The organism is Pseudomonas sp. TCU-HL1 (assembly GCF_001708505.1).
GTDB lineage: Bacteria > Pseudomonadota > Gammaproteobacteria > Pseudomonadales > Pseudomonadaceae > Metapseudomonas.
Genome location: NZ_CP015992.1, coordinates 79,042 through 92,450, shown reverse-complemented (window position 1 = coordinate 92,450; position 13,409 = coordinate 79,042). Strand labels below are relative to the sequence as shown.

Here is a 13,409-nt window from a genome sequence, read left to right as displayed (position 1 = left end):
TCGCTCCCACAGGGAGTTCCGGACTGCATCGGACAAAGTGGGAGAGGGTTGGCGTGAGGGAAGTCAACGCCACTGCCGGGTTTCGAGGAGCAGACCTGCGGCCTGCTTGGCGAATGAATTCGCCCCTACAGAAGGATTCGTCCCCACAAGAGCGCACGGCGTCACTCCTCATCATCATCTCCCGCCAGCGCATCCAGCGCCGGGCCCAGCAGGGTTTCGGCCAGTTGCTCGAAGCGCTCGTCCAGGGGCTCGCGGTCGCGGAAGGCAAGGGCGTACCAGGGGTCCTGGGATTCGCCGACCGGGCCGAAGTCGATGCCTTCCCAGGCCACCCGGGCCTTGGAACGGGCCGCGTCGATCGGTTCCTTGCGGCCGGGTTTGCGAAAGGCCTGGGCGAAGCCGTAGCTGGCCTTGGTCAGCAGGGGCAGGGGGCTGAGCAGGGCTTTGCGATAGGCCTGCAGCCAGGGCTCCAGCAGTTCGCGGGCGTTGGCCAGGGGGCCGGCCTGCCAGTCGCCGTCCGGGGAGAGCAGGCGGCTGTCGCGGGCGATGCCGGGCGTGGCGGACAGATTGAGCAGCAGATGCCGCAGCCAGAAGGGCGCCAGCTCCCATTCGCCGAGGCGGTAAAGACGCCAGCCGAACAGGCCTTCCGGGGTGACGCCATCCAGCCAGCCGTGGATGCGTACACCGGCCAGTTCGATATCCACCAGCAGCGGCTGCGGCACCGCCTCGGGCCGGGCTTCGAGCAGGCGCGGGGCGAAGGCGTGCACCGGGCCGCGCAACTGGCCCCAGAGCGCGTGACCTACCTCACCGACCGGCAGCCAGCCGGCGGCACGGGCGATACGCCGTTCGTCCTCCTCGGACCAGCCACGTTCCACGGCATCCAGCGCCAACTGGCGCAAGCCGCGCAAGGCAGGGCCTTCGAGGCTGAAAGGCTCATCGCTGGCCAGGGCTTCCTCGGCTTTCGCCAGGCGCAGGCCCAGGCGCTGTTCGAGGAGGAAGCGCGCCGGATGGCGGAAGCACTGGATCAACTGGGACGGTTCCAGGGTCAGCCAGTCGGCATCGGGTTCAGGCAGCGGCAACGCAAACGGCGCGGCGGCCGCTTGCGGTGTTTCCGCCAAACGCCGGGCCGCGCGGAACCAGGGCGCAGCGAAGCCGGCCAGTTGGCCGCCGGAGAAGTTGGTCGACGCGAAGGGCTGCAGCGGATGGGCCACCAGGACCCGCTCGCTGGCCTTGTGCTCGCCAGCGGTAGCGGTGAGGTCGATGGTTTCCAGCAGTTCGCTGACCAGCACGGAGGGCGGCAGGTGGGCGTTATCCCGTGGGTCGCGGCCGACGAAGCTGAGGTAAAGGCCATCGCGCGCCGATTGCAGCGTTTCGAGCAGCAGGTAGCGGTCGTCCAGGCGGCGCGCGCGGTCACCGCGTCGGGGTTTGCGCGCGATCAGGTCGAAGCCGGCAGCCGGCGTGCGGCGCGGGAAGGCGCCATCGTCCAGGCCGAGCAGGCAGACCTGGCGGAATGGCAGGCTGCGCATGGGCACCATGGTGCAGAAGGTCACGGCACCGGTGAGGAAGCCCGAGGCGCCGCTGCCCTGGTCAAGCGCCGCCACCAGGTGCTGACGCACCAGCGCCAGTTCCAGCGGGCGCGTGATGCCGGCAGCCTCGGCCTGTTCACGCAAGGCGCCACAGACCTGGGACAGCAGCAGCAGGGTGTCGCCGGCCTCGCGTTCGTCGAACAGTTGGTCGATGAGCCCTTGCAGGGTTTCCGCCCACTCGGCCAGTGGGCGTGGCCGCGCCATGTCGTCGGCCAGGGCACCGAGGCGCTGGACGAACCCGGCGAGGCGGCCAAGCAGTTGCGCGCGCGCGCCTTCCAGGGCGTCCAGCGGCCAACTGTCGCCGAGCAGCGGCGGGGCGTCGCCGGCCAGTTGCGGCGGCGCGGCGAAGCCCAACAACAGGCGGTCGAGCCCCTGGCGCCAACTGAAGGCGCCTTCCTCCGGCAGGCCCAGGCGTGCACGATGGGCGCCATCGCGGCCCCAGCGCACGCCGGCATTGCGCAGCCAGTCGCGCAGTAGGGGCAAGTCGTCGTTCTCGATGCCGGCACGGGCGGCCAGCGCTGGTTGTTCCAGCCAGGCCAGCAGTTCCTCGGCGGCGAAGCGGCTCTGCGGCAACTCCAGCAGCGCCAGGAAGGCTTCCACCAGCGGCAGTTCGGCGCGCAGGCTGCGGTCGGCCAGGCTGAAGGGGATGCGCGGCACGCCCTCGCGGGGGGCGAACACGGCTTCGATATAGGGCGCGTAACGTTCGATGTCGGGGGTCAGCACCACCACCTGGTCAGGCGTCAGGCCGGGGTCGGCCTTGAAGCGCGCCAGCAACTGGTCGTGCAGCACCTCGACTTCGCGCAGGGGTGAGTGGCAGAGGTGCACTTCCAGGGAGCGGTCCTCGTCACGCAGGGCCATGCGCTCCTCGGGACGGCGGGTGCGCAGGCGCAGGATGTCGTTCTGCACGGCACGCAGCAGGCTGCTGTCGTGCAGGTCCTCATCCTCGGCATACACGCCGATTTCCTGGCCGCCGAGGGTGAAGAGGGCGTCGAAGAAATCGCGCCCCTGCTTGCCGAGGCTGGCCAGCAGCGGATGACCGACGTCGAGATACCAGTCATCGATAGCGGGCTCCGGCAACCTGGCCAGCTCGCGGATATCACGGATATCGCCCCAGGCATCGCGGCACGGGTTGAGGGCGAAGAGAATCACCTCGCAATGGCGCGCCAGGCCTTCCAGCACGCGCATGTGGTGTGGCGGCAGGCTGCTGACGCCGAACACCACCAGGCGCTCGGGCAATCCGCCGATGGGGGCTGCGCCGTGCAGCCCGGTCAGCAGGTCGTCCAGCAAGCGGGCGCGGTGCGGGTGGCCATCGGCAGTCAGTTCGCGCCAGAGCAGCGCCTGCCATTCCTCGTCAGTGCCGAGATCGAGCAGCTCGCCACGCTCCCAGGCAGCCAGCCAGTCATCACGGTAAAGCAGGTATTGGTCGAAGACGTCGGCGATGCGCGTGGCCAGGGTCAGCCGGCGACGCTCGTCGCCACCCGCCATGTACTGCGCCAGGCGCGGCGCGCGAACGAGGTTGTCGGGCTCGCAGAGCCAGTCGTAGAGACGCCAGCCGAGGGTGACCGGATTGAACGCGGACTGCGGCGGCAGCTCGCCGAGCACGAGGCGGGTAATGTCCCAGACGAAGCGCGCCGGCAGTTGGATATCCAGTTGCATGGCGATTCCTTGCTTGCGCGCCAGCTGCAGGGTCAGCCAACGCCCCATGCCCTGGCTCGGCACCACGACCCGGGCGGGCGCCAGCGGGTCCTGTTGGGGTTGCGCGAGCAGCATGCAGGCCAGCTCGCCGAGGCTTTCCAGGTCATTGGCGTGGTAGAGGTTGAGCATGGGAGCGCCGCTTGCGAAAGGTCGGCACAGGTTAGCAGCCGAGCCGGCCGGCAGTCGCCCCCGGACCAGCTTGCGGAAACCACCTCAGCTTCCAGCGCCAAGCCATTGATCGGTAATGAGCAAAAACTTCGCCGACGGTCTTTACTTGTCAGCAGGTGCCATAAAAATCAGGCGATGAGCTGAAATCAGCCAGGAACATGAAGGTCCAAAGATGACATTCACGTTACACCTCGCCTGACTGCGCCGCTGTTCCCCGCGCACGGATACAGCGGCCTCCAAGAAATGCCAGGAGGGCTACCATGCTGACGCTGCTCAATCTCCTCTCGGCCGTCGCGTTGCTCATCTGGGGCACGCACATCGTGCGAACGGGCATTCTCCGCGTGTACGGCGCCAACCTGCGCCGCCTGCTCAGTCGCAGCGTACGCCGTCCGCCCCTGGCGTTCGCCGCCGGCATCGGCGTCACCGCGCTGGTGCAGAGCAGCAACGCCACCGCCTTGCTGGTCAGTTCGTTCGTCGCCCAGGGTCTCATGCTCCTGGCCCCGGCGCTGGCCATCATGCTCGGCGCGGATGTCGGCACGGCGCTGATGGCGCGGGTGCTGACCCTGGACCTGTCGTGGCTGTCGCCGCTGCTGATCTTTTTCGGGGTGATCTTCTTCCTCTCCCGCAAACAGACGCGCCTGGGCCAGCTCGGGCGCGTCGGCATCGGTCTCGGGCTGATCATCCTCGCCCTGCAACTGATCATCGCCGCCGCCGAACCCATCACCACCGCCAAGGGGGTGAAGGTGCTGTTCTCGTCGTTGACTGGCGACGTGCTGCTGGACGCCCTGACCGGTGCCCTGTTCGCGATGATTTCCTACTCCAGCCTGGCGGCGGTGCTGCTCACCGCAACGCTGGCCGCATCCAAGGTGATTTCTCTCAAGGTAGCGCTCTGCCTGGTGATCGGCGCCAACCTCGGCAGCGGTATCCTCGCCCTGCTTAGCAGTAGCCTGCAGAGTGCCGCCGGGCGTCGGGTGGCCTTGGGCAGTCTGTTGTTCAAGCTGGCCGGCTGCATCCTTGTCCTGCCGCTGGTAGGCCCGCTGGCGAACTGGATCGACGGCTGGCCGATCTCCAACGCCGAACTGGTGATTGCCTTTCACCTGCTCTACAACAGCGTGCGCTGCACCCTCTGCCTGCCGCTGACGGTGCCCATGGCGCGATTCTGCGACTGGCTGCTGCCGGACCGCCCGCAACCGGACGACGTGGCCAAGCCGCGCCACCTCGACCCCGCTGCCCTGGATACCCCTAGCCTGGCCCTGGCCAACGCCGTGCGTGAAACCCTGCGCATGGGTGACATCGTCGAGCAGATGCTGAACAACCTGCTGCATCTGCTACGTGGCGGCGACCCGCTGCTGGGCAAGGATATCCATCGCCTGGACGACGACATCGACGCCCTCTACACCGCCATCAAGCTCTACCTGGCGCGCATGCCCCGCGAAGACCTGGGTGAACGTGACAGTCGGCGCTGGGCCGAAATCATCGAGCTGACCATCAACCTGGAGCAGGCCGGCGACATCATCGAGCGCATGCTCGACGACGTGCAGAGCAAGAACAAAGCCCAGGGTCGTGCCTTCTCCGAGGAAGGGCTGGCGGAAATCGTCAGCCTCTACGACCAACTGGTGGAAAACCTGCGCCTGTCACTCTCGGTATTCCTCAATGGCGACCAGGAGAACGCCAAGCGCCTGCGTCGGGCCAAGCAGCGCTTCCGCATCCTCGAACGGCGCTACGCGCATACGCACGTCTCCCGGCTGCACCAGCAGGTGGTGCAGAGCATCGAGACCAGCGCCCTGCACCTGGGCCTGATCAGCGACATGAAGCGCCTCAACTCGCTGTTCTGCGCCATCGCCTACGCCATCCTCGACAACCCGGATGCGCCCGAGGCCGTGGAGGATGACCGCGCGCCGCAAGAGCCGCAGCGCTATTTCGAGCCGGAGATCGGCTCACACCGCTGAGTCACGCTCTTCACAGCGCACAGGCCGCTTGGGCAGAGTCCGGCGATGCTGGGCTGAGCAGCAGGCCGTCAGGCTGACCACCGTTTGCCTTCTCAGGACCTTTGACCGGCAGTATCCTGCGCGCCTTCGCCTTCATCGCTGTCGCAACCGATGCCGCTGTCCTTTTTCAAACCCTGGATCCTCAAGCTGATCGAGCTGCTACGGCGCCATCCACGGCTGATCGCGCTTTACGGCTTCTGCTCGGGTATGGCCAGCTTCTTCCTGGTGGAGCGGGGCGCGCGGGTGGCCAAGGTGATCGCCATCCTGCTGCTGGTGAGCTGGCTCTGGCTCATGCTGGAAAACCTCTTCCGGCGCAGCGCAGAGCGACTCTTCGGTATCGAACTGCCGCCGCCCTTGATGCGTTTCCTGACCCAGTTGATCCACCAGGAAAGCCTGTTCTTCGTGCTGCCGTTCTTCGCCATCACCACCAGCTGGAACAGCGGCCAGGCCTTGTTCACCGGGCTGCTGGGGGTGGCGGCGCTCTGCTCGATCACCGACCCGGTTTACAACCGTCACCTGGCGCCACGCCGCTGGCTGTTCCTCGCCTATCACACGCTGACGCTGTTCGCTGTGCTGCTGGCGTCGCTGCCACTGATCCTCCAGCAAACCACCGCGCAGAGCTACCGCTGGGCGCTGGGCATCGCCGTGGCGCTGTCCTTCGTCAGCCTGCTCGGAGTCTTCCGTGGACAGCGCTGGTGGCGCGTCCTGGGTTTGGGGGTACTGACCCTGGCCCTCGGCGGGCTGGGCTGGGTCACGCGGGTCTGGGTGCCGCCAGCGACGCTCTGGCTCACCGAAGTGGCGGTAACACCCGACTTCGACAACCACCAGCGCACGCCGGGCAATGGCGTGGAAGAAGTCAGTGCCGCCGAGCTGCGCAGCAAGGGGCTCTATGCCTTTACCGCGATCAACGCCCCGCGCGGACTGAACGAACGCATCTACCACGTGTGGCGCTTCAACGGCCGCGAAGTGGACCGCATTGCCCTGGATATCCACGGCGGCCGCGAAGCCGGCTACCGCGCCTGGACCCACAAGCAGAACTTCCCCGGCAACCCGGCCGGACGCTGGCAGGTGCAGGTACTGACCGAGGCCGGGCAGATGATCGGCACCCTGCGCTTCCGCGTCACCCCGTCCGAGCTGCCACCCAAGCCCCATTGAGCGCTGCGGGGGTGAACTCATTCGCTCCCACGGATCAGCCGAAGAACCAGTAGCAGACGCCGATGGACGCGAACACGCCGGCCAGGTCCGCCAGCAGGGCGCAGCCCACGGCATGGCGCGCGCGCTGGATACCCACCGAGCCGAAGTACACGGCCAGCACGTAGAAGGTGGTTTCGGTGCTGCCCTGCATGGTGGCGGCCACTAGCGCGGGGAAGCTGTCGACGCCCTGGCTCTGGATCGTCTCGAGCAACATGGCGCGTGCGGCACTGCCGGAGAAAGGTTTCACCAGGCCGGTGGGCAGTGCTTCGACGAAGCGGCTGTCCAGCCCCAGGCCTTCGACCACCCAGCGGATGACGTCGAGCAGCTGATCCAGCGCGCCTGAGGCCCGCAGTACGCCCACGGCGCAAAGCATGGCGACCAGATAGGGCAGGAGGTTCTTCGCCACCTCGAAGCCTTCCTTGGCGCCTTCCACGAAGGCCTCGTAGATCGGCACCTTCTTCAGCGCCCCCATCACCAGGAAGCAGAGGATCAGCGCGAACAGGGTGAGGTTGCCGAGCAGGGAGGACAGCGCCGTCAGCGCGGTCGCCGAAAGACCGGCCAGCACTGCCATGAAGCCGCCGAGCAGCAGCGCGGCGCCGCCGAACCAGGCGAGCAGCACCGGGTCCGTCAGCCTGATGCGCTGCATGAAGGCCACCGACAGCAGCGCCGTCATGGTGGAGATCGCATTGGCCAGGAGGATCGGCAGGAACACCAGAGCCGGATCGCTGGCCCCCGCCTGGGCGCGGTACATGAAAATGGTCACCGGCAGCAGCACGAAGGAAGACGCGTTCATGACCATGAACAGCACCTGGGCGTTGCTCGCCGAGGTATTGCTGGGATTCAGCTCCTGCAGCGCCTTCATCGCCTTGAGTCCGATGGGCGTGGCGGCGTTGTCCAGGCCCAGACCGTTGGCGGTGAAGCTCAGGGTAACCAGGCCGAGCGCCGGATGACCACGCGGAACCTCCGGCATCAAACGGGCAAACAGCGGGCCGAGCAGGCGCGCGAGGATATCCACCAGGCCGGCCTTCTCGGCGATGCGCAGGAAACCCAGCCACAAGGTCAGGGTCCCGAACAGCAGGACCATCACATCCACCGAGAGCTTGGCCATGGCGAACAGGCTTTCCACCATCGCCGCCCAGACCCCCGGGTCCCCCCCGATCCAGCGCCCAAGCGCGGCCACCGCCGCCACCAGGAAGAAGCTCAGCCACAGGCCGTTGAGCATTTGCAGTCCCCCAGAAATCAGTGAGGCGAATTCTAGCGGGGGGGCAATCGTTCTGTCCCAAGGGGAGAGGGGAGATAAAAGCAAAAAGCCTTGACCAGGTCGGGCTTCTTATTCGCCCTTGCGAGCAAAGGTTGTTGCCCCGGAAATGTTTCTGCTACCGACGCGGAACAACCCGGCCCTTCGGTCCACCGCCGCTCACCCTCAGGGCGCTCGGCGTCCCATGATGAAAGACACCACGAACAGCACCAGGAAGATGACGAAGAGGATCTTCGCGATGCCCGCAGCAGTCCCGGCGATACCGCCAAAACCCAGCACGGCGGCAACTATGGCAATGACCAGGAAAGTAAGTGCCCAGCTCAACATGGCGTTTCTCCTTCTGCTTTTGACAGGTCCGCGAACCGGCCGGTGGCACGGCCTCACCTGGACCACCGGCACGGCCGACGGTGCCGGGCCAGCAGGTTTTGCGCGTTTGAAAAAAACCGGAACCTCCCTGTTCCAGGCGGAGCGCCCCTGGGTTGCGCAAGGGTCACAAGAGGTGGAAAGACCCTTTGGCGCTCGGGTAGGTGGAGTGTCGCAAGGCCTGTGCCACCCTGGATTCGAATAAATATCTGAAAAAATCAAAATCTTAGACTTCCACTTCGAGTCTCCTACACTTGCAAGCTGCAAGGCGCGTAGGAAAAGCGAGTGCAACTTGCACGATTTTTCTTGGACTAACTTTCTATGACTCGGAAATGGAGTGAGAGCATGGAACAGGCAACCGAGAACCAGGGACGAATACTGCTGGTGGACGACGAAGCCGCCATCCTGCGGACATTCCGCTACTGCCTGGAGGACGAAGGCTACAGTGTGGCCACGGCGGGCAGCGCGGCGCAGGCCGAGGCGATCCTGCAGCGGCAAGTGTTCGACCTGTGCTTCCTCGACCTGCGTCTGGGCGAAGACAACGGCCTCGAAGTACTGGCGCAGATGCGGGTGCAGGCACCCTGGATGCGCGTAGTGATCGTCACCGCGCATTCGGCGGTGGATACCGCGGTTGATGCCATGCAGGCCGGTGCCACCGATTACCTGGTCAAGCCCTGCAGCCCCGATCAACTGCGCATGGCGGCGGCCAAGCAACTGGAGGTACGTCAGCTCACCGCGCGCCTGGAAGCCCTCGAAGGCCAGGTGCGTCGCGGCGGCGACGGCCTGGACTCCCAGAGTCCGGCCATGATGGCGGTGCTGGAAACCGCCCGGCAGGTAGCCGGCACCGACGCCAATATCCTCATTCTTGGCGAATCCGGAACCGGCAAGGGCGAGTTGGCCCGCGCCATCCACGGCTGGAGCAAGCGCGCGAAAAAATCCGTCGTCACCATCAACTGCCCCTCGCTGTCCGCCGAGCTGATGGAAAGCGAGCTGTTCGGACACAACCGCGGCGCCTTCACCGGTGCCAGCGAAAGCACCCTAGGCCGCGTGAGCCAGGCCGATGGCGGCACCCTGTTCCTCGACGAGATCGGCGACTTCCCCCTGAGCCTGCAGCCCAAGCTACTGCGTTTCATCCAGGACAAGGAGTACGAACGGGTGGGCGACCCGGTGACCCGCCGCGCCGACGTGCGCATCCTCGCCGCCACCAACCTCGACCTGGACGAGATGGTCCGCGATGGCCGCTTCCGCGAGGACCTGCTTTACCGCATCAATGTGATCGCCCTGAGCCTGCCACCGCTGCGCGAGCGCCACGAGGATATCCTCGACCTCGCTGATCGTTTCCTGGCGCGCTTCGTCAGCGACTATGGGCGCCCGGCGAGGGCCTTCAGCGAAGAGGCAACGGAGGCCATGCTGGGCTACCGCTGGCCAGGTAACGTGCGCGAACTGCGTAACGTGGTCGAGCGGGCGAGCATCATCTGCAATCAGGAGCGGGTGGATGTCAGCCACCTCGGGCTGGGCGACACGCCGGCCGCCAATGCACCGCGGGTGGGCGGCCCACTGAGCCTGGAAGACCTGGAGCGCGCGCACATCGCCGGCGTGCTGGCCGGCAGCGAGACCCTGGACCAGGCCGCCCGCACCCTCGGCATCGATGCGTCGACCCTGTACCGCAAACGCAAGCTCTACGGCCTCTGAACAGTCGGCCGCCATGCGCCTGCGTACGCGACTGTTCCTGAGCATCTCTGCGCTGATCACCGTCGCCCTGGTGGGCCTGTTGCTGGGGCTTATCAGCGTGATGCAGATGGCCGGCTCCCAGGAACGCCTGATCAACCGTGCCTTCGCCACCATCGACATCAGCCTGCAGATGCGCCAGCACCTGGGCGACCAGATGGTCAACCTGATGGGCAAGGAACTCGACGCGCCGGCCTTGCAGGCCTCACAGCAGAAATTCCTCACGGCCCTGGAAGAGGGCCTGGATTCGACGACAGACGCCGAGACCCGCGAGTATTTCCTGCAGATCGCCGCGTCCTACAAGGTGTATCTCGACGTGGTGCGCCACCCCGCCAGCCTGCGCTGGGGTCTGCTCGACGACAACGACTTCGCCCACGCCCTGGATACCCTGCGCACCAGCATGGTCGCGTTGCAGCGCCACTCGCTGACCGTGGTGGGAGACGCCGAAGGCGCCGCGCGCGACCGTGCCCTGCTGATCGCCAGCCTGCTGGGACTGCTGGGCGTGGCGGTGCTGCTGATCGGTTTCGTCACCGCCCAGGGCATCGCCCGGCGCTTCGGCGAGCCCATCGATGCCCTGGCCAAGGCGGCCGACCAGGTGAGCAAAGGGGATTTCCAGGTCACCCTGCCGCTGTCGCCGGTGAACGAGATAGCCGCGCTGATCCGCCGCTTTGGCCGGATGGCCGAGGCCCTGCGGCTACTCAAGGAAACCAATATCGAGCAGCTGCTGGCCGAGCAGCAGCGCTTGAAAGCGGTACTGGACAGCATCGACGACGGCCTCCTGATCCTCGATCGCCAGGGCCGCATTCAGCACGCCAACCCGGTGGCCCAGCGGCAGTTGTCCTGGGAGGAACAGCCAGGCGGCCAATCGCTGTCGCGGGCGCTGGTACGCCCGGAGCTGGACGAGCTGGCCCAGCGGGCGTTGCGCGGCGAAACCCTGGAAGAAGAACCCGAGGACCTGGTGATAGAAGCCGATGGCGAGCAGCGCCTGTTGGCCTGGCGGCTGGTTCCGGTGAGCCTGGAAGGCGGCCGATTGGTAGGCGGTGTGATGGTGCTGCGGGATGTCACTGAAGAGCGCGCATTCGAACGGGTGCGCAATGAATTCGTGCTGCGCGCCTCCCACGAGCTGAGGACGCCGGTGACCGGCATGCAGATGGCCTTCGGGCTGCTCAACGAGCGCCTGCACTTCGACCCCAAGAGCCGGGAAGGCGACCTGCTGAAGACCGTGGACGAGGAAATGCAGCGGCTGGTGCGGCTCATCAACGACCTGCTGGACTTCTCCCGCTACCAGAGCGGTGTGCAGGCACTGGAGCGCGAACCCTGCGACCTGGAGGAGCTGCTGGCCACGCTGCGCCAACGCTATACCGCCCACGCCAGCGAGCACGGCATCGAGATCGAGCTGGAACTGCACCCACCGCTGCCACGGGTGAAGCTGGACCGCCTGCAGATCGAGCGGGTGCTGGACAACCTGGTGGGCAACGCCATCCGCCACAGCCCGAACGGCGGGCATATCCGCCTGCAGGCCCGGCGCCACGGTGAACGTGTATTGCTCAGCGTTGTCGACGAAGGCGAAGGCGTGCCCTACAGCCAGCAGGCGAGGATCTTCGAGCCTTTCGTACAGGTGGGCCACCGCAAGGGCGGCGCCGGCCTGGGCCTGGCGTTGTGCAAGGAGATCGTGCAACTGCACGGCGGGCGTATCGGCCTCTATTCGCGGCCAGGGCAGGGTGCGCAGTTCTATATGACGTTGCCGGTGTAGGAGCGACCCTGTGCTTCCTTGTGGGGGCGAATGAATTCGCCCCCACAGAAAAGAAGTCCGCGCAACGGGTAAGACAGCGGCTCGCCCCTAGTGCGGCATCCCGTTCAACACCAGCAGCAGGGCGGCGGTCTCGGCGTCGGGCTGGCCGTCATAGAGGCGCTGGCGGTATTTCATCTGGAAGGCGGCGATGACGTTGCGGGTTTCCTTGTCCAGCACACCCGTCTGCGGCGTGGTGTAGCCCTGGCGGCTGAGCTGCTGCTGGAACCAGCCGACGGTGGGCAGGGCCACGGCGAAGCGCGCCTGCTCACGGGCCACCGCGCCGGCGTCCGGCCAGGGCACAAGGCCGGCGTCGGCGAGGCGCTTCCAGGGGAACAGCGGGCCCGGGTCGACCTTGCGCTGGGGCGCGATATCGCCATGGCCGATGATGCTGCCCAGCGGCAGGTTGTGGCGCTGGACGATGTCCTTGAGCAGCAGGACCAGGGCCTCAATCTGCTCGTCGCTGAACGGCTGGTAAACCCGCCCGGCGGGTGTCTCCCGGTAGCCGTCATTGACCAGCTCGATGCCCAGGGTGCTGGCGTTCAACCAGGTACGGCCCTGCCATTCGCTCACCCCGGCATGCCAGGCGCGGCGGTTCTCGTCCACCAGGCGATAGACCTTCGCCGGGTGATCGCCTATCAGGTAATGGCTGCTGACGCCATCACGGGTCAGCAGGCGCAGGGAGCTTTCCATGTTGGTGGAGGTGTAGTGCAGCACCACGTACTGTACGCGGCTGCTCTGGCTGACCGAACGGTGGCTGTCGTCGATGCGCAGGCCGCCGGCGCAACCCCCGAGCAGGAGCAGGGCGAGGCTGAGGGCAAGGGTCTTCATGGGTTCAGGTGAAGGATGCTTTGCAGGTTATCGAGCAACATGTCGACACTGAGCATGATCAGCAGCATGCCGGTCAGCCGCTCCACGGCCATCAGGCCACGGTCGCCGAGGAAGCGCTGCAGGAAGGCCGCCTGCAGCAGAATCAGGGCGGTGCAGGCCCAGGCAAGCAGAACTGCGACATAGAGTTCCCACAGCGCACCCTCGTGGGTGTTGCGCAGGGTCATCAGCACTGCCAGGGCCGAGGGGCCGGCCACCGCTGGCGTGGCCAGCGGCACCAGCATGGGTTCGCCACCGGGCAGGTCACCGAGCACGCCTTCCGGACGCGGGAAGATCAGTCGCAGGGCGATGATGAACAGAATGATGCCGCCGGCAATGGCGATGGACTCGCGGGACAGTCCAAGCCCGCTGAGGATCTTGTCGCCGAAGGTAAGGAACAGCAGCAGCAGGCCGAGTGCGAACAGCAACTCGCGCAGGGCTACCTTGAGACGCCGTTCGGGAGCGACGCCCTTGAGGGCCGCGATGAAGATGGCAATGTTGCCGAAGGGGTCGGTGACCAGAAAGATCAGGACGGCAGTGCCTAGGATTTCCATGGGAGCTCCCCTCAACCAATGGGCAGAAGTGTAATGGCCGGCTGCGCTGGCGTCTGCGCGCAGGACCCGGCGTCGGGCGCCGAACCTGTTGCGAAATCTTCCCCCAGGCAGCCGCCCGGGCGAAGAAAGGCGCGGATTATAGCGCGTGGCCAGCAGGGCGATCGGACATGGGGCCTACCGGCCGGGATGAACGGCGAGGTGGAAATGTCAGCTGCATGTAAT

At 66.4% G+C, this 13,409-nt stretch carries 9 protein-coding genes; 4 read left to right on the top strand and 5 right to left on the bottom strand.

Going from position 1 to position 13,409, the window contains the following annotated elements; translation table 11 throughout:
* Positions 1-161: 161 nt before the first annotated feature.
* Positions 162-3,407 carry an exodeoxyribonuclease V subunit gamma gene (gene recC / locus THL1_RS00445; protein ID WP_069081436.1) on the bottom strand — a complete coding sequence of 1,082 codons (3,246 nt, stop codon included), beginning with the start codon at positions 3,405-3,407 and terminating at the stop codon, positions 162-164.
* 299 nt (positions 3,408-3,706) lie between these two features.
* Between recC and THL1_RS00440 the strand changes: the two genes are divergently transcribed.
* Together THL1_RS00440 and THL1_RS00435 are read left to right on the top strand one after the other, a co-directional pair.
* A complete protein-coding gene (locus tag THL1_RS00440; RefSeq protein WP_069081435.1) occupies positions 3,707-5,395 on the top strand; it encodes a Na/Pi cotransporter family protein in 1,689 nt (562 codons plus the stop codon).
* 150 nt (positions 5,396-5,545) lie between these two features.
* A complete protein-coding gene (locus THL1_RS00435) occupies positions 5,546-6,589 on the top strand; it encodes a DUF5924 family protein (protein WP_069081434.1) in 1,044 nt (347 codons plus the stop codon).
* Between the two features lie 34 nt (positions 6,590-6,623).
* On the opposite strand, the gene THL1_RS00430 is transcribed toward THL1_RS00435, so the two are convergent.
* Both THL1_RS00430 and THL1_RS00425 read right to left on the bottom strand, forming a co-directional pair.
* Positions 6,624-7,850, bottom strand: a complete 1,227-nt coding sequence (locus tag THL1_RS00430; protein WP_069081433.1) for a nucleoside recognition domain-containing protein — start codon at positions 7,848-7,850, stop codon at positions 6,624-6,626.
* Between the two features lie 201 nt (positions 7,851-8,051).
* A complete protein-coding gene (locus tag THL1_RS00425) occupies positions 8,052-8,213 on the bottom strand; it encodes a DUF1328 domain-containing protein (protein WP_069081432.1) in 162 nt (53 codons plus the stop codon).
* Between the two features lie 381 nt (positions 8,214-8,594).
* Here THL1_RS00425 and algB point away from each other — a divergent pair, with 381 nt between their 5' ends.
* A complete protein-coding gene (gene algB / locus THL1_RS00420; protein ID WP_069081431.1) occupies positions 8,595-9,941 on the top strand; it encodes a sigma-54-dependent response regulator transcription factor AlgB in 1,347 nt (448 codons plus the stop codon).
* A 13-nt stretch (positions 9,942-9,954) separates the two neighbouring features.
* On the top strand, positions 9,955-11,730 hold the full coding sequence (locus tag THL1_RS00415) for a KinB sensor domain-containing domain (protein WP_069081430.1): 1,776 nt from the start codon (positions 9,955-9,957) through the stop codon (positions 11,728-11,730).
* Between the two features lie 87 nt (positions 11,731-11,817).
* On the opposite strand, the gene THL1_RS00410 is transcribed toward THL1_RS00415, so the two are convergent.
* Entirely contained in the window at positions 11,818-12,597 is a 780-nt protein-coding gene (locus THL1_RS00410; RefSeq protein ID WP_069081429.1) for an N-acetylmuramoyl-L-alanine amidase, read from the bottom strand.
* The gene (locus THL1_RS00405) at positions 12,594-13,187 is read right to left on the bottom strand and encodes a MarC family protein (protein ID WP_069081428.1); all 594 of its coding nucleotides are present in this window, start codon (positions 13,185-13,187) and stop codon (positions 12,594-12,596) included. Before THL1_RS00405 ends, THL1_RS00410 begins: the two co-directional genes overlap by 4 nt.
* Positions 13,188-13,409: the final 222 nt, after the last annotated feature.